The sequence below is a fragment of the Rhizobium sp. Leaf384 genome, assembly GCF_001424065.1.
Taxonomy (GTDB): Bacteria; Pseudomonadota; Alphaproteobacteria; order Rhizobiales; family Rhizobiaceae; genus Ferranicluibacter.
Window position 1 is genome coordinate 338505 of sequence record NZ_LMQE01000005.1, and the last position, 24057, is coordinate 362561.

Sequence of the window (24057 nt, forward strand, 5' to 3'; positions counted from 1 at the left end):
TTCCCGCCGCCATCAGCGGTTCCACACCGCATGCACCAGCGCCTCGATCTCGCTGTTGACGGCATTCATCGATTCCACCGCGCGGTCGTAGGTCGCCCGGGTGAAGTTTTCGCGCCCGACCTCGTAGAGCGTCTGTTTCGTCAGGCCCGCATCCGACACCGCGGTGGACTTCACCATCGGCGCCGTCAGCACGCGTTCGCCGAACAGGGACCGCATGAAGCCCACGATCTGGGCTTGCGGCCCGTCGTTCGGCTCGAAACGGGTGACGAGATAGCGCAGGAAGTCGAAGTTGAGCGTGCCTCCGGCGTCGCGCACCACCGACAGAAGATCCGCCGTCATGAACAGGAACTGGTTCATCGAGGCGATGTCCAGCATCTGCGGATGCACGGTCACGATGACGGAGGTGGAGGCACAGAGCGCCGACAGGGTGAGATAGCCGAGCTGGGGCGGGCAATCGATAACGACAACGTCGTAATCCGCCTCCACCGTGCCGAGCACCGCCTGGATGCGGGCAAAGAACAGGGGGCCGCTGTCGACGCCCCCTTCCCGGCCCGATTGCCGATCCGCCAGCGCCTGCGGCGTCACATGCTCGAATTCCTGCAGCTCGATATTGCCGGGCACGAGATCGAGCCCAGGAAAATAGGTCTGGCGGATGACGTCGGACAAGGGCCGCTGTTCCGCATCATAGCGGATTGCGCCGTAGAGCGTATCGTTGCCGGTCAGGTCCAGCTCGGGCTGGTAGCCGAACAGCGCCGAAAGCGACGCCTGCGGATCGAGGTCGATCGCCAGCACCCGGTGGCCGGTGAGCGCCAGATATTGCGCCAGATGCACGGCGGAGGTCGTCTTTCCCGAACCGCCCTTGAAGTTGGTGACCGAGATGACCTGGAGCCGTTCGCCGGCGTCGGCATCCCGCCGCGGCAGATAGCCGCGCGCCTTGGCGACATGCCCCTTGGCCATGGCCTGGTCCGACAGATGCACGCGCAGCGCATTGATGTCGGCCAGCGAATAGAACCGACGGCCGCCGACCCCCGTCTCGGGCTGCGGCCCCTCCCCGGCGAGCGACAGCTGGCGCAGATAGCCGTCGGACACGCCGATCAGCTTGGCCGCCTCGCCGGAGGAAAACGGCCGCAGCGTCTTTGTCGACGTCGGCGGAAACAGCCGCTCGCGCATCGCCTTCAGCTGCTCCGACAGCGCGGTCGCGTCCGCGGCGATCGTCAGATCCGCCGAGGGCGCCGGCGCCTCGTCTTTCGGGCCGGTGCGTGTCGTGGGGGCCGGTTGGGCCATGGTGTCTCGTTCCTTGCTGTCTGCCGGGTTGCGCAGGAGGCGCGACCGACGGATGATGCGTATCGGGCTCAGGGGTGGACGCGCCGCCGCCCTGCCAGCGATTCTCGACCTTCAGGGTATACGTTGCGCCGCCCTATATACAGAGGAGGCAGTCCGTTACGCCAGCGGCCTTGATATTCGCCATCTGGCGTTAGAAGCTGAGGCCGCATGCGAGTCGCGTCAAGCGATTTCTGCGCCAGCCATTTTTGCAAGCCCCTCCTGTCCACAGCACCGTTCCTTGCCTGTCTGCTTCCTGTGCTGCGAGGGTAAAGCGCCACCGCGCGCCGTGGAGAAAAAGCGTCGTCGCGTGTTGATCTGCATGGCATTTCTGGCATTCGCATCCCCGCAAACCGGACGGACTTTTGCGAGAGCGGGAAGTTGACAGCTGTCAACTTTGAACGACATCCCGCATTCCCGGGGACAAAGTTGACAGCTGTCAACTCGCTATCGCCGCGTCACGCCCGCCGCCGCTGACCCCGGCCGGCACCCCATTGCCCCACGGCATAGCCGCGCGCCCGTTTCTGCCGCAGAAGATCCATCATCGCGCAGACAGCTGCCTGCTCGTCCGAGAAGACATCCAACCGCGAGCGACCCACCGCACCGATCCGTCCCCATCGCCGCACAAGCACGACGTCGCCGAACAAGGAAGGCTCCAGCGACAGGGCGTAGAAGCGTGCCATGTTGCGTGCGGGATCGCAGCGCTCGAGATGCAGGTGGTAGCGGGACAGCGTCATGCCCGCATGCTCGCGCGCAGGGAGGCCAAGGTCCAACGAGACTTATGAATCGATCCGCCCTGTTTGATTCACGGTCGTGATCGAACGCGCTGCCCCCGCCCGTCTGGCGCTGCGGGGACGCCCTTGACGCCACGCGGGCTCCATGCAAGGTTGCGCATATTCACCAGGGGGGTCCCGGCAAGGGGCTGAGATACTGCTAGCGCGCGCAGGGACCCGTTGAACCTGATCCAGTTCATACTGGCGGAGGGACGGTGCGATGCAGGCAGACGTTCGGGCGGTTCTCGTCCGGCACCGGCTGTGGCGCCTCTTTCCCTTGCCGTTCCGGACCGGGTCTCCAACCCTTGGAGCGCCTTGCCATGACCTCTGTCGACCGATCCTGCCTTCCCCACGTCACCACCGGCCCGCTGCCCGCCTCGACAAAGGTGTTCACGCCGGGAACGCTCTACCCGGATCTTCGCGTGCCCATGCGCGCGGTATCGCTGCACGCCGATGCCGACGAGCCGCGCGTCACGCTCTATGATCCCTCCGGGCCCTATACGGATCCCGCCCAGAGCATCTCGATCGCGCGCGGCCTGCCGCGCTTGCGCGACGCCTGGGTACGCGCCCGGAACGATGTCGTCGCCTATGACGGCCGGGCCGTGACGGCAGCCGACAACGGCTTTGCCGCAGGCGATCGTCTGACGCCGGCCTTTCCGACGCCCGTCGCTCCCTTGAAGGCATCAGGCGGGCGGGCGGTCACGCAGCTGGCCTATGCGCGCGCCGGCATCATCACGGCGGAGATGGAGTACGTCGCCATTCGCGAAAACCTCGGCCGGCAGATGCAGGGGGAAGGAGCAGGCGAGGGTGCCGCCCGAAACAGCAGGGGGCAGGACAGCTCGGGGCAGGATGGCGAGAGTTTCGGCGCCGCCATACCGGACCCTGTCACACCGGAGTTCGTGCGCGCGGAAATCGCGGCGGGCCGGGCGATCATTCCCGCCAACATCAATCATGCCGAGCTTGAGCCGATGATCATCGGCCGGAATTTTCTCGTGAAGATCAACGCCAATATCGGCAATTCCGCCGTGACCTCGTCCATGGAGGAAGAGGTGGACAAGATGGTCTGGGCGATCCGCTGGGGCGCCGATACGGTCATGGACCTGTCGACCGGGCGCAATATTCACAATATCCGCGACTGGATCCTCCGCAACGCGCCGGTGCCCATCGGCACCGTGCCGCTCTACCAGGCGCTCGAGAAGGTCAACGGCGTCGCCGAGGACCTGACCTGGGAGGTCTATCGCGACACCTTGATCGAGCAGGCGGAGCAGGGGGTGGATTACGTCACCATCCATGCCGGCGTTCGGCGCGCCTATATTCCGCTGACGGCCAACCGGGTGACGGGCATCGTCTCGCGCGGCGGATCCATCATGGCGAAGTGGTGCCTGCATCATCGCCGCGAGAATTTCCTCTACACGCATTTTGCGGAGATCTGCGAGATCGCCCGGGCATACGACATGTCCTTTTCGCTGGGGGACGGGCTGCGACCGGGCTCGATTGCGGATGCAAACGATGCGGCGCAGTTTGCCGAACTGGAAACGCTCGGGGAACTCACGCGCATCGCCTGGGATCGCGATTGCCAGGTGATGATCGAAGGGCCGGGCCATGTGCCGATGCACAAGATCAAGGCCAATATGGACAAACAGCTCGCGGTGTGTGGCGAGGCGCCGTTCTACACCCTTGGCCCGCTGACGACCGATATCGCGCCCGGCTACGATCACATCACCTCCGGCATCGGCGCGGCAATGATCGGATGGTTCGGCACGGCCATGCTGTGCTACGTCACGCCGAAGGAACATCTCGGCCTGCCCGACCGCAAGGATGTCAAGACCGGCGTGATCACCTACAAGATCGCCGCCCATGCCGCCGATCTCGCTAAGGGGCATCCCGCGGCCCGGCTGCGCGACGATGCCCTGTCGCGGGCCCGCTTCGCATTCCGCTGGGAAGACCAGTTCAACCTCTCCCTCGACCCCGACACGGCGCGCGCCTTTCATGACGAGACCCTGCCGAAGGACGTCCACAAGTCCACCCCGTTCTGTTCGATGTGCGGACCCAAATTCTGTTCCATGCGCATCTCCCACGACATCCGCGCCGAGGCGCTGAGCGTCGGGTCTGCCGTCCCGGCGGCCGGCGGCGGGGAAGAGGGAAGGGGCGAGGGGGCCTGAGCGGATCGGCCGACACGCCGTCGACCGCGACGACGCTTGCCCGACGGTCTCCTCCGGCCGGGCGTGCGAGGCGGTTGGCCCCGGCGCGTCAAATCTGGCGCGTTACCTCTGGTGCGTTACCTGGCCGGCATGGATGGAGACGTCGGGGCGGCTGCGTCAGGTCGTTCGAAGTGCTGGAATATGAGCAGATCCGCATAGATTTTCGGGTTGATTTTTCGATTGCGTCGTGAACAGTATGGAAAAACACGGATCGGTTCACAACGGCGGACGGGTCCCGGCCGCATCACGGAGACACGGCATGAAACCCTCTCTCGTCCTCTCCACCGTCCTGTCGCTTCTCCTACCGCATGCTGCCCATGCAGGAGATTGTGCGGAAAGGATCGCAACGATCACGCCAGGCAAGCTGACGGTCGCCGCCTACGACTATCCGCCCTTCACCTTCGCATCGCCGGACGGGACGATCACGGGGATCGACCCGCAGATCGTCACGCGCTTTGCCACCGACCATTGCCTCGACGTCGTCACGCAGGTGATGGATCCGGCCGCGACGATCCAGTCGGTGATCTCCGGCAAAGCGGATGTCGCGATCGGGAGCTGGAACCGCACGGAGAAGCGCCGGCAGGTGCTGGACCAATCCGCGCCGCTCTATATCGACCATATGGGGATCTACTCGAAGGCGGGCGACACGACCATCGCGGCGACCCTCGGCAAGAGGGCAGGGACCGTCACCGGGTTCTTCTGGGTCAGCGACCTGCAAAAACTGTTCGGCTCGAACCTCAAGCTCTATCCGACGCCGGTGGCCTTGGCACAGGATCTCGCCGCCGACCGTCTGGACGTCGGGTTCCTCGGCTACAACGCCGGAAGCTACAATCAGAAGACCCAAGGGGCGTATCCCGGCATCGCCATCAGGATCGCGGAACCCGACGATCGCATCCAGGCGACCGTCCTGCCGCCACAGACCACCGTGCTCTACACCAAGGGCAACACCTCGCTCGGGACGGCCCTCGATCTCAGCATTGCACACCAGCACGCCGACGGTTCGATGGCGAAGGCCGTCCGGGACGTCGGCTTCGATCCCGCCATCCTCGACGTCGGTGCGCCACGATCTGTGAAATAGAGAATGTCCCGGGCCGGATGCGTGGAGCGACAAGCCCGGAGTCCAGGGCGCCGGCTCGACGTCGGGATCCGACACCGTGACGCCCCTGCATGAACGCTTGCCTGATTCTGGCCGGAATCGCCGGCCGGAGCTGTCGTTGTTGCCCGTCATCACCATGGTTGGCAGGAAACACTGCTCTGGCGGGCCGTCGATCATCCGTTCGTGAGCCGGGCCCCGTCCCATGCGGTAACGCCCCCCAGCAAAGCGGCGTTGCCCGCGCGTCGATCGGTGTGAACCCAAACCGCTATCGCTTCACCGCGACGCATTTCACCTCTGCTAGCAAGCCAGGATGCGCGAGTTCGGCGACGCCGATGCAAGTCCATGCGTAGGTTCCTTTTGGAAAGACTTCGTTCTTCGCCGTCCGGAAGATCTCCATGTGCTTCGACATCTCCACATGATAGCTCGTCATCTCCACCACGTCGTCGAAGGTGCAGTTCGCGGCCTCGAGGACGATGCGGAGGTTCTCCCACATGGCCCTGAACTGGTCTCGCGGGTCCTCAATCACCTGCAAGTCCTTCGTGCGGCCAACTTGCCCGACGACGTAGATCGTATCACCAACCTTAACCGCCGGGGCATATCCTGCGCGGGCGACGATTTCGCGCATTTCCTCCGGAATAATGACTTCGTGATCCATAATGCTGCACCATTTCCTGAAAAAGAGAAGCGGCCCCATTCGAAGAGGGCATCGCCACGACGTCACGGACATCTACCTAGCGTCAGGAAACAGCCCTTGCAATAGGAACTGAATGGTTCCATATTGCCGGTATGGTAAAAAGCACCCAGACATCTCCGTCCGCCGGCCGTCCTCGTGAATTCGAACTTGATGATGCAGTTCGCAAGGCGATGGGTGTCTTCTGGAAGCATGGGTATCACGACGCGTCTTTGCCCGATCTGCTCGAAGGAATGCAGCTATCGAGAGGTAGTTTCTACAAAGCTTTCGTGGATAAGCGCGGCCTGTATCTCCGCGCGCTTGATGTCTATATCGAGGATGCCATTCGCAAGCTTGGCGAAATCCTGCATTCCAACCCGTCGCCCAAGGCTGCAATCAAGCAAGCCTTCTTGCGACAGGTCGAAGAGTCTTCCGGCAAGGAGGGGCTGCGTGGGTGCTTCGTCGTGTTATCGGCTGTCGAAATGCTCCCTGCGGACGAAGAGGTTTCTGCTCGAATTGCACGACTCTTCCGGCGACTGCAGGATCTCTATGCGGCTGCCATCATAAGAGCCCAAGCCCTGGGCGAGATTGATCGGTTGCTGGACGAGCGAACTCTGGCGAGGTTCCTCGTGTGTCAGATCCAAGGAATGAGAGTTCTCGGGAAAACAGGAGCGGATCGCGACGACACCAAGGCGATGGTCGACGTCGCGCTGAAGCCGCTTGACTGACTCTAATTAGGAACCATTCAGTTCCGAATAAGCGCATTCTGCAAACCCGCTTGAGCGGTTTCGAGCCTCGAAATGGAGAGAACGTTGACACCATCCCATGACGCCATAGACTGCCTCGATCCACGCAGGTGGACGGCATTGGCCATCTTGCTGACCGGGGCTTTTCTGCCCCCGCTCGATTTCTTCATCGTCAACGTGGCGCTGCCCTCGATCCGGGAGGACTTCCAGGCGTCCGCCTCGACGATGCAGTTGATCATCTCAGGCTATGCAACGACCTACGCAGTGATGCTGATCACGGGTGGCAGGCTTGGCGACCTTTACGGTCGACGGAACATCTTTCTGGCTGGAATGGTGGCGTTTGCCGCCGCCTCTGCCTTGTGCGGTTTTGCCTGGTCCCCCTCGGTCCTTGTCATCGGTCGTATCCTTCAAGGGTTTGCGGCAGCCATCATGGCGCCGCAGGCTTTGGCATCCATCAATGCGATTTTTCCCGACCACGAGAAGTCGAGAGCACTCAGCTTTTATGCCCTGACATTTGGGGTGGCATCGATGGTCGGCCTCTTTCTCGGTGGTGCGCTGATTGCCCTGAATGTCTTTGGCCTTGGATGGAGAGCCATTTTCCTCATCAACCTTCCCGTGATCGCGATCGCCGCGCCAGCCGCGCTGGTAATGTTGCGCGAGACCCGATCGGAGCACGCGACGAAGCTGGATCTGGGTGGAGCGACGCTGATCGCCGGTGCGTTGTTTGCGCTGATCTCCCCGCTCATTGCGGGCCGTGAGCGCGGGTGGCCGATCTGGTCGGTCTTGGTGCTATCGGCTTGCCTGCCACTTCTTCTGCTCTTTTGGCGCTATGAGCGGAAAGTGGCGGCAGCAGGAGGCAATCCTATCGTCGAACCTCGACTGCTTCAGGTTCCCGGATTGAAGCGCGGGCTTCTCTCAGCCCTGTTCTTCTATGCCTTTGCGGCTTTCTGGCTGACATTCTCGGTCTACCAACAAGGCGGCCTTGGCCGCACGCCTTTCGAGGCCGGAGTTGCAATCCTTCCTGCCGCCCTCGGGTTCGTTTTGGGGCCGTTTGCAAGCGGGAGCATCTTTCGCGTCTTCGGCAGGTATTCCGCCGCCGCAGGCATGACCCTCGAAGCGGCTGGATTGTTCGGGACCGCCGCCCTGGTCTCCTTCGGGGCGCCAGAGTTCCTCTTCGTTGCCCTGTTCCTTATTGGCGCCGGTCAGGGAATTGCACTTCCAAATCTCGTAAAGACTGTCGTTCAGCGGGTTGACCCGGCTCAGTCGGGTTTGGCCTCCGGCCTGGTCAATTCGATGCTCCAGATAGGCGGCGCTTTGGCAACAGCGCTTATCGGCGGATTGTTTTTTTCAATCCTCGGTTCAGCATCCGATGAGCGATCGATCGGCCATGCCTACAGTGTCGCAGCCGTCGCTATTGGTCTCTGCCTTCTCGTTGCAGGTTGGCTGTCTGCTGGCGTTCCATCGAACAGCGAAGCCCACCGATGAATGCCAACGCTGAGAAATCTAGCCACCGACGCATCCGTTGACGGTGTGACCACGCCTCACCTCAATCGGCTACCCGCGGACAATTCCTTTCTCTCCCGATCCAATCGCAACATTTTGAGGTAAACCCTATGTTCAACGTTCCCACTCCTCCGCTTGCGGGAAAGCGAGCGCTCGTGACGGGCGCGGCACGCGGTATCGGTGCGGCCATCGCGTTGAAACTGGCCGAGGATGGCGCCGACGTCGCCATCACCTACGAGAGGTCGGCGGAAAAGGCCGAAGCGATCGTCGCCGAGATCGGAGTGATGGGCCGCAAGGCCATTGCCATTCAAGCGGATGCCGCGAGCGCTGACGCTGCTCGAGCTGCGGTCGAGCGGACTGTTGCTGATCTCGACGGCCTCGACATCCTTGTCAACAATGCCGGCGTCCTGTTTGCGGGTGATTTCTCCTCACAGCCACTGGACGAGATCGATCTTCAATTGAACGTCAATGTGCGTGGCGTCTTCTTGATCACACAGGCAGCGCTGAAGCATATTCCTAATGGAGGCCGCATCATCAGTACCGGCAGCAATGCAGGCTTGGCTGTCCCTTTCGCAGGAATTGCGGTCTATGCGGCGACCAAGTCCGCTCTGGAAAGTTTTACACGTGGACTAGCGCGCGAACTGGGTCCGCGGGAAATCACCGTCAATCTGGTCCGGCCTGGCCCGATCGACACCGATATGAACCCTGCCGATGGCGCGCTAGCACCTGCGATCTTGCCGAGCCTGTCGATTGCCCGATACGGTCGGACCCGAGAGGTCGCAGAGGTCGTTGCATTCCTTGCGGGGCCAGGCGCTGGCTACATCACCGGCTCGGGCATTCTCGTCGATGGCGGCATAAGCGCTTGAACAAGCATCAAGGCGGGACCTGCGACTGGCACGTCGAGTTCTCGCCGCGAAATTGGAGATAGACATGGAATATACGCGCCTTGGAAACACCGGCCTGGAGGTTTCACAACTCTGCCTCGGGTGCATGAGCTATGGCGAGCCCGATCGCGGAAGCCACCCCTGGACGCTAACAGAGGAACAAAGCCGCCCCTTTATCCGCAAAGCCATCGAACTGGGGATCAACTTCTTCGATACTGCAAACGTCTACTCGGATGGAACGAGCGAAGACATCCTCGGCCGCGCTATCAGGGATTACTCAAAGAGAGACGACGTCGTCATCGCCACGAAGGTCAATGGTCGGATGAAACCAGGACCAAATGGCGCCGGCCTGTCCCGCAAAGCCATTCTTTCGGAGATCGATGCCAGCCTGAGGCGGTTGGGGACGGACTATGTTGACCTCTACCAGATCCACCGCTTCGACCATAATACGCCGATCGAGGAAACGCTGGAAGCTTTGCATGACGTCGTCAAGGCGGGCAAAGCCCGTTACATCGGTGCGTCGTCGATGTACGCGTGGCAGTTCTCGAAAATGCTCGCTGTCTCGGAGGCAAACGGATGGTCACGGTTCGTCTCCATGCAGAACCACCTGAACCTGCTGTATCGCGAAGAAGAAAGGGAGATGCTTCCGCTTTGCAAAGCAGAGGGTATTGGCGTTATCCCGTGGAGTCCCCTCGCGCGCGGCCGTTTGACCCGCGACTGGGACGCGCAAAGTGATCGCTCCGAAACCGACGAGATCGGCAAAGGCCTTTATACTGCGATGACCGCGGAGGCCGATAGGCGCGTCGTAGAGGCTGTGGCAAAGATCGCGAAGGAGAGAGGGGTTCCCAGAGCGCAGATCGCACTCGCTTGGGTTCTTGCGAAATCCGAGATCACGGCACCCATCGTCGGCGCGACCAAATTGCATCATTTGGACGATGCTGTCGCTGCGCTGACCATCGGCCTCACGGATGCTGAAATCAGAGATCTGGAAAGCAGTTACATTCCTCACTCTGTCGTTGGGTTCTCCTGACGATAGGGGTTGGCGGCAACAGGCTGAGACACGTGAAGGTGGACCAAGAATTTGAAGACGATCGGCATATTGGGCGGAATGTCCGCGACTTCGACCCAAATCTATTACCGGGAACTCTGCAGGCTTACCCGCGAGAGCCTGGGCGGACTTCATTCTCCTGAGCTTCTGATCAGGTCAGTCGACTTCGATGAGATCGAGAAGCTACAGGCATCCTCTGATTGGGACACGGCGGCAAATATCCTCCATGAAAAAGCCGTTGCCCTGGAGCGCGGTGGTGCCGACCTCCTCATTCTAGCGACGAACACCATGCACAAGGTGGCGGACAAAATCGTTCTCGGGATGTCGATCCCATTCGTGCACATCGCCGATGCAACGGCGACCGCTATCCTAGACGGCGGCTTCCGTAGGCCGGGGCTTATGGCGACCGCCTTCACGATGGAACAGAGTTTCTACACCGACCGGCTGACCGCGCGAGGATTGTCACCAACCGTTCCTGATGCCGATGATCGAGCGGAAACCCACCGCATCATCCATGACGAGTTGTGTCGCAATGTGGTTCGTGAGGATAGTCGCGTGACGTATGAACGGATCGCGCAGGGACTGATCGATCAAGGCTGCGACTGTCTTATCCTTGTATGCACCGAGGTAGGCATGCTGTTGAACCAGGGAAATGTCGGCGTCCCCGTGTTCGATACGACGCTGGTTCACTGTGAAGCCGCCCTTCGCGCTGCCTTGCAGTGACATGCTGCCCATCTGGCGGTTTTGCGGGAGCGCGCCAGAACATGTTAGCCCTGCTCACCAAGATGCTGACGGACCCACTTCGCCTCGTCCGACGCCGTGCGTCCAAAATGCCTTCTAAAATCGCGGCTGAATTGGGCAGGGCTGACATAGCCGACCGACGCAGCGACGTCCGCAATGGTCCCGCTCTGGCGGGCGATCATAAGTCGCGCCTCATGGAGCCGCATCGCCTTTACATATTGCATCGGACTTGAGCCGGTCAGGTTCTTGAAATGGACGTGATAGGAAGGCACGCTCATGCCCACCTTTCTGGCCAGATCCGCGACGGCGATTTCGGCCGCGTAGTTCTCCCGCAGCCAAGTCACGCTCTCGACCAGTTTTCCAGAGGCTCCTTTCCGCTGAAGGGCCGCGATCACCGTGTCACCCTGCGGCCCTGACATGATCCGATAATGCAGTTCACGCAGGATGGAGCTCCCGAGCACGGCGCGCTCGACCGGGTTGCCGAGCACAGTCAGCAGGCGAAGCAGGACGTCTTCGATATCGCGATCGGTTCCGCTCGAGAGGAGCCCTCTCGGCTTGGCGTCCGAAGGACCTGCGATTTGCTCCACCTGCAGAGCAATCTCGGCCGCCATCTGCATATCGAACTCCAGATAGATGGCAAGCAATGGCCGCTGTGGACTTGCTCTTGACGTCATCCGGAACGGAACGGGTACTGAGACAGCAAGATAATGGTGCTCGTCATAGAGGTAGACATGGCCCTCCAGAATTCCGCATTTGCTTCCTTGTAAGACGAAAACTGCCCCCGGCTTATAGAGAACCGGGACGTCATCAAGTACCGCTTCGGTGCGCAGGATACGGACACAACGGATCGCAGTCTGATTGTAGCCGAGGCGAGGGGCCAATTGCGCGGCCGCGGCGACGAGCCGGTTACGGACGACGGACTGTTCCTCTACAATCATAGGATCAGGCAAAACACTGAAAGAATTCGCAATCGAGTTCGGGTCGCCTTCAGATTATCTGTCATCCACGGTTAATCAATGAGTTTCACCGATGGCGATCAGAACGTTTTTCATAACAGGGGCGAATTCCGGCTTTGGATTGGCGATCGCCACGGCCGCAATCGAAGCCGGTCACTCCGTCATCGGGACCGTCCGCTCCGAAGCCGCGCGGGAAGCGCTGGCAAAGACTCTCCCGAAACTGCACGCGGTCCTCTGCGACGTTACCGAATTCGACCGTATCCCTGACGTCGTCCAGCAAGCGGAGGACGACCACGGGGCCGTCGACGTGTTGATCAACAATGCCGGATACGGTCACGAGGGCGTGCTCGAGGAATCGCCACTTGAAGAGATGCGACGTCAGTTTGACGTGAACGTGTTCGGCGCCGTCGCTGTGGCCAAGGCCTTTCTTCCGAGGTTCCGTGAGCGCCGTCGTGGCTTCATGGTTAACGTCACGTCGATGGGCGGTATGATCACCATGCCCGGCATCGCATACTACTGCGGCAGCAAGTTTGCCCTTCAGGCGATTTCCGAGGTCATGCGCTCGGAAATGGACCCCTTTGGCGTTCACGTGACAACGCTTTGCCCCGGCTCATTCCGGACAGACTGGGCTGGGCGGTCCATGGTCCGCACCGACAGGTCGATTGCGGATTACGACAGCCTGTTTGATCCGATCCGCGAGGCGCGTCAGGCCGTCAGCGGCAAGCAACTCGGTGACCCTGGGAAACTGGCCACCGCCGTGCTTGCTCTCATCGGATCGGACAATCCTCCGCCGCAGCTTCTTCTTGGCAGCGATGCCCTCCGGCACGTGACGGCGCGGATCGAGCGTTTGCAGCAGGAACTCGAGACGTGGAAAGCTCTTACAGTCTCAACTGACGGCTAACAAAAAAGATTCTTCGCGCTTGACGGTCTGCCTACTAGAAGGTAGGTAACGCGTATGAGCAATCTTTCGACCACGTCCGACGCAATCCTGGCCTCCGCCCGTAACCTTATCATGCGTGGGGGCTACAATGGGTTCAGCTATGCAGACATTTCGGAAGTGGTCGGCATCCGCAAGGCCAGCATCCACCATCACTTCCCTAGCAAGGCCGATCTGGTGCGTGAACTGGTCCAGCGCTACAGGGAAGACGGTCAGGCGAGCGTTGTCACCCTTGAACAGAACGTTCCAGACGCATTGGACATTCTCAAGGGCTATGCGGACCACTGGACCAAATGCATCGAGGATGCGAGCAGACCCTATTGTGTATGCGCTTTGCTCGCCAGTGAGCTGCCTTCGCTGCCGCCGGAAGTCGCAACGGAGGTTACGGCATTTTTCCGCTTCATTTCGTCGTGGCTGACGACAGTGATGGAGCGTGGAAGCAAAAGCGGAGCGCTCAGACTTACAAGCGAACCGCACGTTGAAGCCGAAGCATTTCTCGCAACGGTGTATGGCGCGATGCTCTCGGCGAGAGCCTACGGGAAACCCGAGGTGTTCTCGATGATACTTGCACCGGCTCTCAATCGTCTTACGCCGAATGTCTCTCACTAATCCTGCGTAGCTAGCCTAATCAGGTCAATCGCGCCCAAAAAACTACCAACTAGTAGGAAGATAGAAATGAGGAAAGTATTCCCCGCTCTGGCCCTCGGGCTGATCAACATCCTTTCTGTAACCGTCCTCTCGACACCCGCGTCTGCCGAAAATAGGCAAGCCGCGCCGATTCATGTCCGCGGCAGCATCGTCGACTACCAGGGTTCAACGCTCAAAGTGAAGACGCGCGAAGGCAAGACGATCGATGTCGCGCTTGCTGACGATTGGAAGGTGGCAGGCGTCGCAGATGCCAAGGTCACCGACATCAAGCCGGGCAATTTCGTCGGCATCGCCTCCATGCCAAAGGCCGACGGCGGCAATGGCGCACTTCAGGTCCTGATTTTCCCGCCGGCAATGAAAGGCACGGGCGAGGGGAGCTATGGTTGGGATCTGAAGCCCGACAGCAGCATGACCAATGCGACGGTCGCGGATGCCGTTAAGGGCGTCGATGGCCGGACTGTCACCGTGACCTATCATGGCAAGGAAAAGAAGATCGCCATTCCGGATGGGACACCTGTCGTGACCATCGCTGGAGCCACCAAGGATGATCTCGTTCCCGGCGCCGTGGTCTTCATCACCGCCGAAAAGGCTGAAACCGGCCCGATCGCTCACCAGGTTGTCGTCGGCAAGAATGGCGTGGTTCCCCCCATGTGAAGACCACGCCGTCACTGGCCGGAGCAGCCGCCTTACTGCTTCGGCCAGCGATGACCGATCGACGATGCCTGATCTCCAGCCGTAAAATGCCCCAGATGGAAGACGTTGAGATGAGCGCAAACGCTTCAATGTCAATGTTCAATCTGAGGCAATCAATCGACCCGTCACAGGATCATAGCTCATGAGCAGGCGCCTAGTTCAACATGTAATGCCCATCTCGGCGACCGCCTTTTCGCCACCTGTTGCGATCGGTCAGACCAACTCGATCCTCTCGGATCCCGATGGCCGATGGGTTGCAAAGCGGCAGGGCGCGATCAACAGGGCGTTCGAGAAGCGCATGCGTCCCGAGAGTGATCAAGACGTTGATGTCATGACGTCGGCGCACGACAGCTCACAGATCGTTGCGCTCTTAGAGAAGCCAGCTGCGAAACTCTCCGGCGAAAGCGACCGGATCGGCCGACATGAGTGGGACGCGAATACTCGATTTGGCAAGCACGTCGGCTTCTTCTGACATAGTGCGTGCGAGCAGTCTCATCAATCAATTAATCAGAACGTGGAAGAAAACGATGCCGAACCATCAGATATCCCGTGCCCCGCGTGGCAATGACCAGTGGCTGAAGCAGTATTACTTTAGCAGAGCGGCCTTCTCAGTGCTTTGGGTTGCGGCCGCCTTGACGATCGGCCGCCATTCCTTTGCGGTGGCTGCCGCACTGCTGATCCTTTATCCTGCTTGGGATGCAATCGCGAACGTCATCGATGCCGCGAGGAGCGGTGGCCTTGCCGCCAACCAGAGCCAGGCAATCAACGTTGCAGCGAGCTCCGTCATGACGATTGCCGTGATCCTGGCCCTGACAATGAACATGAACTGGGTTCTCGGCGCCTTTGGTCTATGGGCAATCTTTTCAGGGCTGCTGCAGCTTGGCACTGCTCTACGCCGTTGGAAAACGAGCGGCGGTCAATGGGCTATGATTTTGAGCGGTGGCCAATCCGCGATAGCCGGCGCGCTGTTCATTTTCCAAGCACAAATGCCGCAGGAGCCTTCTATCTCAACGGTCGAAGGCTACGCTGGCGTTGGGGCATTCTACTTCCTGGTTTCAGCAATATGGCTGACGATCGCTCTGTCGCGTCGGGGTATGAGCGGAGCAGAACAATAGACTTCGTTTTAGATCTTGTTAAACGGCAGCTTGCTTCAGTCCTAGCCTATGACGAAGGTGCAGCTTTCTAATGCCAACTCACGTTCGCAGATCGAGCGATAGGAGCGCCTTCACCTGTTGAGTGCAGGAGCAGGTCGGCGGTTCGAATCTCGCGCCGGCATCGGATGTGATCGACGGTTCGGCGAAATAATTCCGGTCGCAACGCGAGCCGGTGGTTCATATGCCGTCAGCCTCGAACTGCAAATGGCTGAAAGCGCAAGGAATTGCCGTTTTCAACGGGTGCTGCAGGTTCGCATCGCGTTCCACGAACAATCGGATGTTTGCCAACCGCTGTCCGGGCGTCGCCTCCCGCCGACCCTATCGTGTTACGGAACGGGTGTCAGGGACATGCCCGTCTCTGCGTCGAACAAGTGCATCTGGTTCATGTTGACAGACAGGACGATCTCCTCGCCCGCTTTCGCGCCTGCCTCGGGGTCGATGCTGGCGCAGAGGGTCGTCTTCCCGATGTCGAAGTAGATCATGGTTGATGGCCCGAGGGGCTCCACCAAGTCGATCCGGGCAGTCAGCGGAACGTAGCCCGGACGCAGCTGTTCGGCGCTCAGGGCTTCGGGGCGAATGCCGAGCGTGACCGGGCGGCCGATATGGTCGGCGTAGATGGCGGCGCGTTCGCGAGGCACCGGCAGATCCGCGCCGCCATCGAGGCGGACCATGAGGTGACCTTCGACCTCGGCGAGCCGGGCATCCAGAAAGTTCATCGAGGGCGAGCCGATGAAGCCGGCGACGAAGCGGGTTGCGGGGTGGTGATAGAGATGCTGCGGCGGGCCGCATTGCTCGATCAATCCGCCATTCATGACGACCACGCGGTCGGCCATGGTCATTGCCTCGATCTGGTCGTGCGTCACGTAGACCGTGGTCGTCGGCAGGATCTGGTGCAGGCGTTTGATCTCGGTACGCATCTGCACGCGCAGTTTCGCATCCAGGTTCGAGAGCGGCTCGTCAAAGAGGAATACCTTCGGATTGCGAACGATGGCGCGGCCCATGGCGACGCGCTGGCGCTGACCGCCGGAGAGCTGGCCAGGGCGGCGGTCGAGAAGTTCCTCAATGTGAAGCGTGCGTGCGGCCGTCTGGATACGGGTGTCGATCTCGCTCTTTGCCAGGCGCTGCTGCTCCAGACAGAAGGCGATGTTCTCCCGCACCGACATATGCGGGTAGAGCGCATAGTTCTGGAACACCATGGCGATGTCGCGCTTGCCCGGGCCCAGCCAATTGACCACGCGATCGCCGATGACGATATCGCCACCGGTAATGTGCTCCAGCCCGGCGATCATCCGCAGCGTCGTGGATTTGCCGCAGCCGGACGGGCCAACGAAGACGACGAACTCCTTATTATCGATTGCAAGGTTGATGCCGCGCACGGCCTCGTAGATGCCGTAGGATTTGACGACGTTTCGCAGTTCGAGCCGAGCCATGTCGTATTCTCCTACTTCTCATTCAGCCAGACGAGCATGGCGCCTGGATCCCGGTTTGCCCAGAGATGGTACGGGATCGCCTTGAACGTGCAGGAATTCAGCTTCGGCGGGGCCGGGCGATAAAGGCCGTCCCAGTCTGCTGCCTCCGCCAGAAGTGCTTCGCCGGTCAACACGGCCGCACCGCCCAGAAGGTCCGCATCATAGGACACGTCGAACCTTGCGTCTGTCGGCAGCCGCAGCCGCTGCGGTTCCAGTCCGATGTCGATTTCCTCGACGCAATAGACGACCGGGCCGCGCCTCAAGGCCACCCGGCCGGCATCCTCGCCGACGGCGGGGTGGGCATAGAGCCGGTCGACCGGCATGTCGAAGGAGAGCCGTACCTCGTCGCCATCCGCCCAGTCGCGCGTGATCGCTGCATAACCCTTCGTCGTTGCTGCGGGCACATCGATGGTCTTGCCATTGATCGTGATCCGGCTCTCGCGGCACCAGCCAGGGATACGAAGATGCAGCGTGAAGGAGGCGGGCGCGTCGAGACCAAGCGTCAGCCGGACATCGCCATCCCAGGGATAGTGCGTCTCCTGCGCTAGGCGAACCACCGTGTTGCCCAGCATGATCTCCGCCGTGTTGGCACCGTAGAGATGAACCGCCAGATCCGCATCCGTTGCCGAGTAGACATACTGTCCAAGCGAGGTAATGAGGCGGGCGATATTGGTCGGGCAGCAGGGGCAGTAGTGCCATTTCCAGCGACGGTTTTGCCCGTGGCTCTCGAGAACGTTCTCGTAGAAATAGTGCTCGCCGTCCCGTGAAATTCCCGAAAGCGCCCCGTTGAACAACACGGTTTCAAGCTTGTCCGTGTATTTGGCGTCGAGATCGAGCTGCGCCATACGGTGGCTCCAGAAGCCCAATGCAACGGCTGCGCAGGTCTCGGCATAGGCCGTTTGGTTGGGTAGATCGTACTCCCGCGTAAAGCCTTCGTTCGATGCGGACGGACCGAGCCCACCCGTAACATAGAGTTGGCGGCCGGTCAGGTTGTCGAACAGCCGCTCGCAGGCGTCCTTTAGCGTCGGGTCGTCGTTCTCGTGCGCAAGATCGACCATCGCAGAGAAAAGATACATGGCCCGCACCGCGTGCCCGACGACCTGGGTCTGCTCTCGCACCGGCATGTGCGCCTGGCTGTAGGCATAGGTCTGATAGACATAGTCCCCGGGATCTTCGCCCCGGCGTCGCGCTTCCTCGTCGTAATAAGAGGGCATCTGGCCGCGCTCATTCACGAAATAGGTCGCAAGAGCCAGATGCCGCGGATCGCGTGTCACGCGATAGAGCTTCACCAGCGCAAGCTCGATTTCCTCATGCGCGTCATAGCCGCGCAGCTTGCCCGGCTCCGGGCCGAACGTGTCGATGATGTGATCGACGGCGCGGATCATCACGTCGAGGAAGCGACGTTTTCCCGTCGCCTCGAAATAGGCTACAGCACCTTCGAGCAGGTGCCCTATCGAATACATTTCGTGGAGATCGCGCAGGTTCGTCCACCGCTTCTCCGGCTCGCGACGGATGAACCAGCTGTTGAGATAGCCGTCGGCCATCTGCCCCTGTTCGAGCTTCTCGACGATCGCGTCGATCTTGGCCTCGATCGCTGCATCCGGATGCTGCTTGAGCGTGTAGCTTGCGGCCTCGATCCATTTCCCGAAATCGCTGTCGAAGAAATGTTGCATGGAAAGGCCGCTCGGCTGGATGCGGCGCACCAGCGGCGATGGCGGCTTGTCGAAGTCGAGGACTTCGAGGAAGCCCTCTTCCTCCAGGCGCATATGCTGGGTTGGAATGGTCACGTCGCGCACTGTTTTCGACCAGCTTTCCCAGAACCCCCCTGTAAAGACGACTTTCGCATGATCGCCGGGCATGTAGCGGAGCGAGGATGCCTGCGGCGGGGAGAGGGGGACTGCGGGCCTGGAGGACATGGGAGAAGCCTTTTGGGTATGCACGACACTCATTTGACGGCACCGGCGGTGAGCCCGCGCACGTAGTAGCGTTGCAGGAGAAGGAAGAGAATGATGCAGGGGACCATGGTGACGGTGACGGCTCCGGCCGCCCAGAGGTGCGGCAGGAAGTCGTAGATGAGCCAGCTGCCGGAGTTGGCAACGAAATAGAACCCATAGGTCTCGTTGCCGAGCGCCGTGATCTTCTTGGCGGCGGTGGCGATCTCTTCCAGCGAGGCCGGAGCCTTGTTCCGGTCGAGCCCCGCCTTTTCGAACAGATCGGTGTTGTAGGCGATGATCGAGGCATCGGGCAGCGCCGGCACGCCGTAGATCTTGTCGTCATAGGTGGCAAGACGGATATGGGAGGGGCTCATGGAGGCGGCGTAAGGCCGGCTCTTGACGAACTCGGAAATGTCCTCCAGGCCTTCAGCTGCGGCGAATGTCGGGAGATAGATCAGGTCAAGCACGGCGCCGTCTGGTGCGGCTCCGCCGGCAATGGCGGCGCCAAGCTTCGGCACCATTTGCTCCGCCGTGATCTGCGTCACGACGATCTTGTCGGAATGCGATGCATTGTAGTGATCGGCAAGTCCTTGAAGAACGGCACCCGACGAGGTGCGGACCCACAAGGTCACGTCGGTTGCGTTGGCCAGCGTGGCGCTGGCAACAAGCGAGAGCGCGGCGAGCGCCAGTTTGATCTTCAGCATGGAGCGTTCCCTTTTTCTTGGTCGCCAACTCTCCCTGCGACAGGCCAGGACGTCGACGTGCCCCAAACGGTAATCGACAATATTTTTTTTGTCGACAGCGCGAGCCGCTAATGGCAGAACAAACTGCTAAAACGTTTTATCAATACGAATATTTCTTGGTGAAAGCTTTCATCAAAATGGTCGAAGGGGCCTTTTCATGAGCGAAAATGGGGTGCGAAGGGCGACGATCCGCGATGTTGCGCAGGCCGCCGGGGTGAGTGTCGCCACCGCGTCCAACGCCTTGAACGGGCAAGGTCGCACCAATGCGGAGACACGCGAGCGAGTGAAGCGGGTGGCCGAAGAGATCGGGTTTCGTCCGAACGCGCTCGCGCGCGGGTTGCTCAGTCGGCGCAGTCACTCCATCGGCATCATCACCAACGACACCTACGGCCGGCTGACCTTGCCGATGACGGCCGGCGTGTCGGAAGCGCTGGTCGATCATGGCGTCTCGGTTTTCCTCTGCGCGACCAACAATGATCCGCGCCTGGCGCGCCTCCATCTCGAAGCGCTGCTCGACAAGCAGGTGGACGGCATCATTTTTACCGCCACCCGGGTCGATCTGCCACCGCCGGTCGATCTTACGCATCTGCCGATCCCTGTGGTCTACGCGTTTGCCGAAGGGCCGGACACCCGCGTATCCTTTGTTCCCGACGATGCCCAAGGCGCACGCCTTGCGGTCGAGCACCTCCTGTCGCTCGGCCACGGCCGGATCCTGCACATCACCGGCCCGGAAGATTTCGCCGCCGTGCGTCGGCGCGCCGAGGCCTATCGCGCCTGTCTCGGCAGTGAGGGAGAGGTGATGTTCGGATCCTGGGGGGAGGATTGGGGCCATGAAGCGGTCCGGCAGATGCTCGCGCGCGACGAGCCGCGTCCTGAGGCGATTTTTTGCGGCAGCGACGAGACCGCCCGGGGCGTCATCGACGCCTTGCGTGATCACGGCCTCTCCGTTCCCGGCGATATCGCGGTCGTTGGCTTCGACAACTGGCACGTTGTCGCCGCACAGACACGTCCAGCTCTCACGACGATCGACATGGGTCTGAAGGAACTCGGCCGGAGGGCGGGCCTAGCCATCCTAGACCTCACGCGAGGGAAATCCGTCCCCCTCGGGATCGAGGCCATAGGTTGCAGTCTAGTTGTTCGAAAATCTTGCGGTGCAGCATGACGTTTGAATCAAGAAAACATCGCCGAGACGGACCATAAGCCTGGTAGAGAAGAGCCCTAATGTACCTTGCCGATGACAAGGCGACCTACACCAGCTTAGGAAAAGCCTCGGCATCAGGAGCGTTGGCCCAGCTTTGCAGTGTCTGGCCACCATCTATCAACCAATCAACCCCGGTTACGTGCCGCGTATCGCTTGAGGCGAGGAAGGCAACAGCAGCGGCGACGTCTTCCGGCTGGCCGATGCGACGCAAGGGAATGCGATCGGAAAACCGACGAATGCCGGCGTCGTAGGCGGCATCGTCTCCTGCGGGCACGCCAAGACGCGTCTCGATCACGCCGGGGCAGATGGCGTTCACACGAATGCCGTAGGGAGCGGAATCAAGCGCTGCGATGCGGGTCAGACCGACGACCGCATGCTTGGTCGATGCATAACCTGCCCCGCCCGCCAGAACATCCCAGCCCGCCATGGACGACCCCATGTTGACCACTGCGCCTTTGATCCCACCTTTGATCATGGCCGCGAGGGTGGCGCGCAGGACGTAGAAAATGCCGTTCAGATTGACCCCAACGATGTTCTGCCAGTCCTCTGTATCGAGCTCGTGGACCGGTGCGACCTTGCCCGAAATACCAGCATTGTTGAACAGCACGTCGATGCGGCCAAAATGGGCAACGACATCCCCTACCATCGCGGCTGCCGACGCTGGATCTGATACATCGACGGCAAAGGCTTTTGCTCTCTCCCCAGACACCGCAGCAAGTGCCTCGGCTTTGCTGAGATCGATGTCGGAGATCGCCAATTGAGCACCCTCAGCCATAAAGCGGCGCACGGCTGCGCTCCCGATGGCGCCAGCCGCTCCGGTGACCAGCACGACCTTGTCGGCAAACCGCATCACTGCCACTCCTTCATCCGTTATGTTTCGTATTCCGGATAATCCCGCCAGGAATAGCGCGGTACAAAACCAAGTTGCCGCTCAGCAGCCGATGTGTCGATCAGCGCTGCATAGCTGTCGATTGGCTTACGGATCGGCGTGTCCGGATACGCTGCCCGGATAAGATCCGCACTGGCGCAATCCATATAGCTGTCGGCGGCGCTGATGAACAACCGCGCATGCCCGGCCAGCGGCCGCTCGACCGCCGCCACGAAGGCTGCTGCTGCATCGCGCGCGTCGAGATAGGCCCACAGGTCGCGCGCAGCATCGGCGTGCAAGCGTCGCTGGCCAATGGTTGTGTGAAATGTCTGCGGCGTCTGGATCCACGGCATGCGCAGGCTGACGGCTGCGAAGGTGCCGCGTCGAACCATCGTCTCGATCAACTCTTCACCCAGCCATTTGGTTGTCGCGTAGACATCCTGCGCGCCGATGGGATGCGCTTCGTCGATCGGCAGGTAAGCCGGCGTGATGGGCGTCTCGAAAAACGGGAAGCCGAGCACGCTGAAGGACGAGGCATAGACGAACCTGCGAACGCCGCAGAGTCGCGCAGCCTCCACGGCGGCATACATCGCCGCCATATTGATGCGGAAAACATCGACGGCTGCTCGGCCGGTCGGGCGGGGAATGGCGGCGATATGGACGAGCGCATCCATATCCTTGGCGAGTTCCGCCATCACCGCAAGGTCGCCGGCTTCGCCGGTGACATGAGACCAGGATGCGCCTTCCGGTGGCGCGACGACATCGAGCCCAAGGACTGCGTGGCCGGCGTCCACAAGGCTTGACGCGACATGACGACCAAGCAAGCCGCTCGAACCGGTCACCAGAATGCGGCTCATCGGCAAACCCCTCTCGATCGACGCCGAGCGCAACTTCCAGATTTCGGAGATGCGAACGGGATGTCATGGAAACGCCAGCGCGACGTAAGTTATAGCAGCCAACGTTACGGAGGGCGGGCAATATCGTTGATGGTCATATGATTACGGCTTATTCTGTAAGGGATGTCAAGATGGGCTTGTCCTGCGTTTTTCACAGAGGTTTCAAAGACAGCCGAAGTCTTCGACGCAAGCACACTGCCGAAATTCCGGAACCGTCGCTGATAAATCGCTTGACTTCACCGGCCTCCGATTGCTTGTTTGATCATCAATGAGTTTTGTCATTGCTCCTCCCCCTTTGTCACGGAGACGCCTATGTCGCTCGACGTCTTTTCTGCACATCTTGAAAACCAGGACATTTGTCTGGATGGAAAGCGCAGCGCGCTGATCGTCATCGATATGATCAACGAATTCTGCAAGCCGGGCGGCAAGATGGTGCTGCCGGGCTACGAGGCACTGGTCGCGCCGCAACTGGCGCTTGTGGAGGCCGCGCGCGCGGCCGGAGCACCGGTCATCTGGGTACACGATGCGCACCGGCCGGCAATGCGACATGAGCGCGAATGGGCCAAGCGTACGCCGCACGGCCTTGAAAACACCTGGGCGACGGAGATCATCGAGGATCTCGGCGCCCGGCCCGACGACATCCACGTCACCAAGCGTCGCTACTCTGCCTTCTTCCAGACGGATCTCGACCTGACGCTGAAAGACATGCAAATCGATCAGCTCGTCATCTGCGGGGTCGTGACCAATATCTGCGTCCGCTCCACCGTCCATGACGCGTTTTTCATCGGCTATGAGGTAGTCGTGCCGGCAGATGCCTGCGCTGCGACCGGGCCGCGCGAACAGGAGAGTTCGCTCTACGACATCGCCACGCATTTCGGGATTGTTTCGGATGCCCAGTCCGTCGTTGCCGCGCTCCGCCAGGGCGCCACGCTCACCAATATGATTGCCGCCTGACTACACAGCCGGTGGTGGCGACGGGTCGAGCGCGGTTGCCCGACATCTGCCTATCGAATGGAAGACCTTTTGAAGACGATCGAACCCCTCTCTCCTGATCTTTCCTTGCCGAACGGGAATGACGCGCCTGCCGCGACCGAGCTTCCCGAACTCGGCCGGGATGAAATCCAGGCCTATTATGCCCGGACCGGATATTCGCTGGAGCATCACGCGGCGCATTTGATGCGGCGCGCGCATCAGCGGGCGACGGCCTGCTTCCAGGCGGTCATGCCCGAAGACGACCTGACGCCGACGCAGCTCGCCGCTCTGGCGACACTTTTGAAACAGGGCGAGCTTTCTCAAAATCATCTTGGCCGCATGACGCAGATGGACCCGTCGACCATCAGTCTTGTCGTCAAGGCGCTGATGAAGCGCGGGCTGATCGCGCGCAAGCGCTCGGAAACCGACCAGCGCATGACGATGATCACGCTGACCAATGCCGGCGTGCACTACACCTTGCCGCTGCTCGACCGCTCCATGCAGGTGGCACGCCGGCTGTTATCGCCGCTCTCACCCGGCGAACAGGCGACGCTGCTTGACCTCCTGAACAAGGTTGGCGAGCCCGAAGCGGACTGACTTTGGC

The 24057-nt window shown here is 60.9% G+C and carries 23 protein-coding genes, 1 pseudogene and 1 riboswitch; of the genes and pseudogenes, 15 read left to right on the forward strand and 9 right to left on the reverse strand.

Features of this window, described 5'->3' with window-relative positions; genetic code table 11:
- Positions 1 to 12: 12 nt before the first annotated feature.
- On the reverse strand, positions 13 to 1284 hold the full coding sequence (gene repA, locus ASG25_RS09965; protein ID WP_062473022.1) for a plasmid partitioning protein RepA: 1272 nt from the start codon (positions 1282 to 1284) through the stop codon (positions 13 to 15).
- Between the two features lie 494 nt (positions 1285 to 1778).
- On the reverse strand, positions 1779 to 2057 hold the full coding sequence (locus tag ASG25_RS09970; protein ID WP_062474447.1) for a WGR domain-containing protein: 279 nt from the start codon (positions 2055 to 2057) through the stop codon (positions 1779 to 1781).
- 155 nt (positions 2058 to 2212) lie between these two features.
- Positions 2213 to 2324: riboswitch (TPP riboswitch) on the forward strand.
- Positions 2325 to 2413: 89 nt separating this feature from the next.
- Between ASG25_RS09970 and thiC the strand changes: the two genes are divergently transcribed.
- Together thiC and ASG25_RS09980 are read left to right on the forward strand one after the other, a co-directional pair.
- A complete protein-coding gene (gene thiC, locus ASG25_RS09975) occupies positions 2414 to 4255 on the forward strand; it encodes a phosphomethylpyrimidine synthase ThiC (RefSeq protein WP_062473024.1) in 1842 nt (613 codons plus the stop codon).
- Between the two features lie 298 nt (positions 4256 to 4553).
- Positions 4554 to 5372, forward strand: coding sequence for a transporter substrate-binding domain-containing protein (locus ASG25_RS09980; RefSeq protein ID WP_062473026.1), 819 nt, complete (start codon positions 4554 to 4556; stop codon positions 5370 to 5372).
- A gap of 283 nt (positions 5373 to 5655) precedes the next feature.
- On the opposite strand, the gene ASG25_RS09985 is transcribed toward ASG25_RS09980, so the two are convergent.
- The gene (locus tag ASG25_RS09985) at positions 5656 to 6045 is read right to left on the reverse strand and encodes a RidA family protein (protein ID WP_062473028.1); all 390 of its coding nucleotides are present in this window, start codon (positions 6043 to 6045) and stop codon (positions 5656 to 5658) included.
- A 209-nt stretch (positions 6046 to 6254) separates the two neighbouring features.
- On the opposite strand from ASG25_RS09985, the gene ASG25_RS09990 reads away from it, so the two are divergent.
- From ASG25_RS09990 to ASG25_RS10010, 5 genes are all read left to right on the forward strand, one after another.
- Complete coding sequence (locus tag ASG25_RS09990; protein WP_062474450.1) at positions 6255 to 6788, forward strand: TetR/AcrR family transcriptional regulator; 534 nt, start codon at positions 6255 to 6257, stop codon at positions 6786 to 6788.
- Positions 6789 to 6860: 72 nt separating this feature from the next.
- Complete coding sequence (locus ASG25_RS09995; RefSeq protein WP_062473031.1) at positions 6861 to 8291, forward strand: MFS transporter; 1431 nt, start codon at positions 6861 to 6863, stop codon at positions 8289 to 8291.
- Between the two features lie 128 nt (positions 8292 to 8419).
- On the forward strand, positions 8420 to 9175 hold the full coding sequence (locus ASG25_RS10000) for an SDR family oxidoreductase (RefSeq protein ID WP_062473032.1): 756 nt from the start codon (positions 8420 to 8422) through the stop codon (positions 9173 to 9175).
- A 64-nt stretch (positions 9176 to 9239) separates the two neighbouring features.
- Complete coding sequence (locus ASG25_RS10005; protein ID WP_062473034.1) at positions 9240 to 10223, forward strand: aldo/keto reductase; 984 nt, start codon at positions 9240 to 9242, stop codon at positions 10221 to 10223.
- 51 nt (positions 10224 to 10274) lie between these two features.
- Complete coding sequence (locus ASG25_RS10010) at positions 10275 to 10964, forward strand: aspartate/glutamate racemase family protein (protein WP_062473037.1); 690 nt, start codon at positions 10275 to 10277, stop codon at positions 10962 to 10964.
- A 44-nt stretch (positions 10965 to 11008) separates the two neighbouring features.
- On the opposite strand, the gene ASG25_RS10015 is transcribed toward ASG25_RS10010, so the two are convergent.
- On the reverse strand, positions 11009 to 11920 hold the full coding sequence (locus ASG25_RS10015; RefSeq protein WP_062473040.1) for an AraC family transcriptional regulator: 912 nt from the start codon (positions 11918 to 11920) through the stop codon (positions 11009 to 11011).
- 91 nt (positions 11921 to 12011) lie between these two features.
- Here ASG25_RS10015 and ASG25_RS10020 point away from each other — a divergent pair, with 91 nt between their 5' ends.
- From ASG25_RS10020 to ASG25_RS10040, 5 genes are all read left to right on the forward strand, one after another.
- Positions 12012 to 12839, forward strand: a complete 828-nt coding sequence (locus tag ASG25_RS10020) for an oxidoreductase (protein WP_062473042.1) — start codon at positions 12012 to 12014, stop codon at positions 12837 to 12839.
- Between the two features lie 54 nt (positions 12840 to 12893).
- A complete protein-coding gene (locus tag ASG25_RS10025) occupies positions 12894 to 13484 on the forward strand; it encodes a TetR/AcrR family transcriptional regulator (RefSeq protein ID WP_062473044.1) in 591 nt (196 codons plus the stop codon).
- Between the two features lie 66 nt (positions 13485 to 13550).
- On the forward strand, positions 13551 to 14177 hold the full coding sequence (locus ASG25_RS10030) for a hypothetical protein (protein ID WP_062473046.1): 627 nt from the start codon (positions 13551 to 13553) through the stop codon (positions 14175 to 14177).
- 181 nt (positions 14178 to 14358) lie between these two features.
- Positions 14359 to 14688: a hypothetical protein gene (locus tag ASG25_RS10035; RefSeq protein WP_062473048.1), complete on the forward strand. Its 330-nt coding sequence runs from the start codon at positions 14359 to 14361 to the stop codon at positions 14686 to 14688.
- Between the two features lie 55 nt (positions 14689 to 14743).
- Positions 14744 to 15331: a hypothetical protein gene (locus ASG25_RS10040; protein ID WP_062473050.1), complete on the forward strand. Its 588-nt coding sequence runs from the start codon at positions 14744 to 14746 to the stop codon at positions 15329 to 15331.
- A gap of 365 nt (positions 15332 to 15696) precedes the next feature.
- Here the strand turns inward: ASG25_RS10040 and ugpC are convergent, their stop codons facing one another.
- The 3 genes and pseudogenes from ugpC to ASG25_RS10055 all read right to left on the reverse strand — a co-directional run.
- Positions 15697 to 16800, reverse strand: a complete 1104-nt coding sequence (ugpC, locus tag ASG25_RS10045; protein WP_062473053.1) for a sn-glycerol-3-phosphate ABC transporter ATP-binding protein UgpC — start codon at positions 16798 to 16800, stop codon at positions 15697 to 15699.
- An 11-nt stretch (positions 16801 to 16811) separates the two neighbouring features.
- Entirely contained in the window at positions 16812 to 18755 is a 1944-nt protein-coding gene (locus tag ASG25_RS10050) for a beta-L-arabinofuranosidase domain-containing protein (protein ID WP_062473055.1), read from the reverse strand.
- Positions 18756 to 18880: 125 nt separating this feature from the next.
- Positions 18881 to 19477, reverse strand: a pseudogene (locus ASG25_RS10055) (extracellular solute-binding protein); the annotation flags it as partial.
- A 196-nt stretch (positions 19478 to 19673) separates the two neighbouring features.
- On the opposite strand from ASG25_RS10055, the gene ASG25_RS10060 reads away from it, so the two are divergent.
- The gene (locus tag ASG25_RS10060) at positions 19674 to 20678 is read left to right on the forward strand and encodes a LacI family DNA-binding transcriptional regulator (protein ID WP_062473057.1); all 1005 of its coding nucleotides are present in this window, start codon (positions 19674 to 19676) and stop codon (positions 20676 to 20678) included.
- Between the two features lie 85 nt (positions 20679 to 20763).
- Here ASG25_RS10060 and ASG25_RS10065 read toward each other — a convergent pair whose 3' ends face one another.
- Both ASG25_RS10065 and ASG25_RS10070 read right to left on the reverse strand, forming a co-directional pair.
- Positions 20764 to 21567: an SDR family NAD(P)-dependent oxidoreductase gene (locus tag ASG25_RS10065; RefSeq protein WP_347360097.1), complete on the reverse strand. Its 804-nt coding sequence runs from the start codon at positions 21565 to 21567 to the stop codon at positions 20764 to 20766.
- Positions 21568 to 21587: 20 nt separating this feature from the next.
- On the reverse strand, positions 21588 to 22442 hold the full coding sequence (locus ASG25_RS10070; protein WP_062473059.1) for an NAD(P)-dependent oxidoreductase: 855 nt from the start codon (positions 22440 to 22442) through the stop codon (positions 21588 to 21590).
- Between the two features lie 351 nt (positions 22443 to 22793).
- Here ASG25_RS10070 and ASG25_RS10075 point away from each other — a divergent pair, with 351 nt between their 5' ends.
- A complete protein-coding gene (locus ASG25_RS10075; RefSeq protein WP_062473060.1) occupies positions 22794 to 23435 on the forward strand; it encodes an isochorismatase family cysteine hydrolase in 642 nt (213 codons plus the stop codon).
- Positions 23436 to 23504: 69 nt separating this feature from the next.
- A complete protein-coding gene (locus ASG25_RS10080) occupies positions 23505 to 24050 on the forward strand; it encodes a MarR family transcriptional regulator (RefSeq protein WP_244479371.1) in 546 nt (181 codons plus the stop codon).
- Positions 24051 to 24057 lie beyond the last annotated feature (7 nt).

Coding starts and splice junctions, on each gene's coding strand:
- ASG25_RS10065 (WP_347360097.1), bottom strand. CDS start 21,567: ATGCGGTTTGCCGACAAGGTCGTGCTGGTCACCGGAGCGGCTGGCGCC.
- ASG25_RS09970 (WP_062474447.1), bottom strand. CDS start 2,057: ATGACGCTGTCCCGCTACCACCTGCATCTCGAGCGCTGCGATCCCGCA.
- ASG25_RS10015 (WP_062473040.1), bottom strand. CDS start 11,920: ATGATTGTAGAGGAACAGTCCGTCGTCCGTAACCGGCTCGTCGCCGCG.
- ASG25_RS09980 (WP_062473026.1), top strand. CDS start 4,554: ATGAAACCCTCTCTCGTCCTCTCCACCGTCCTGTCGCTTCTCCTACCG.
- thiC (WP_062473024.1), top strand. CDS start 2,414: ATGACCTCTGTCGACCGATCCTGCCTTCCCCACGTCACCACCGGCCCG.
- ASG25_RS10060 (WP_062473057.1), top strand. CDS start 19,674: ATGAGCGAAAATGGGGTGCGAAGGGCGACGATCCGCGATGTTGCGCAG.
- ASG25_RS10030 (WP_062473046.1), top strand. CDS start 13,551: ATGAGGAAAGTATTCCCCGCTCTGGCCCTCGGGCTGATCAACATCCTT.
- ASG25_RS10020 (WP_062473042.1), top strand. CDS start 12,012: ATGGCGATCAGAACGTTTTTCATAACAGGGGCGAATTCCGGCTTTGGA.
- ASG25_RS10070 (WP_062473059.1), bottom strand. CDS start 22,442: ATGAGCCGCATTCTGGTGACCGGTTCGAGCGGCTTGCTTGGTCGTCAT.
- ASG25_RS10000 (WP_062473032.1), top strand. CDS start 8,420: ATGTTCAACGTTCCCACTCCTCCGCTTGCGGGAAAGCGAGCGCTCGTG.
- ASG25_RS10075 (WP_062473060.1), top strand. CDS start 22,794: ATGTCGCTCGACGTCTTTTCTGCACATCTTGAAAACCAGGACATTTGT.
- ASG25_RS09990 (WP_062474450.1), top strand. CDS start 6,255: ATGGGTGTCTTCTGGAAGCATGGGTATCACGACGCGTCTTTGCCCGAT.
- ASG25_RS10035 (WP_062473048.1), top strand. CDS start 14,359: ATGAGCAGGCGCCTAGTTCAACATGTAATGCCCATCTCGGCGACCGCC.
- ASG25_RS10050 (WP_062473055.1), bottom strand. CDS start 18,755: ATGTCCTCCAGGCCCGCAGTCCCCCTCTCCCCGCCGCAGGCATCCTCG.
- ASG25_RS10025 (WP_062473044.1), top strand. CDS start 12,894: ATGAGCAATCTTTCGACCACGTCCGACGCAATCCTGGCCTCCGCCCGT.
- ASG25_RS09995 (WP_062473031.1), top strand. CDS start 6,861: ATGGAGAGAACGTTGACACCATCCCATGACGCCATAGACTGCCTCGAT.
- ASG25_RS10005 (WP_062473034.1), top strand. CDS start 9,240: ATGGAATATACGCGCCTTGGAAACACCGGCCTGGAGGTTTCACAACTC.
- ASG25_RS10040 (WP_062473050.1), top strand. CDS start 14,744: ATGCCGAACCATCAGATATCCCGTGCCCCGCGTGGCAATGACCAGTGG.
- repA (WP_062473022.1), bottom strand. CDS start 1,284: ATGGCCCAACCGGCCCCCACGACACGCACCGGCCCGAAAGACGAGGCG.
- ugpC (WP_062473053.1), bottom strand. CDS start 16,800: ATGGCTCGGCTCGAACTGCGAAACGTCGTCAAATCCTACGGCATCTAC.
- ASG25_RS09985 (WP_062473028.1), bottom strand. CDS start 6,045: ATGGATCACGAAGTCATTATTCCGGAGGAAATGCGCGAAATCGTCGCC.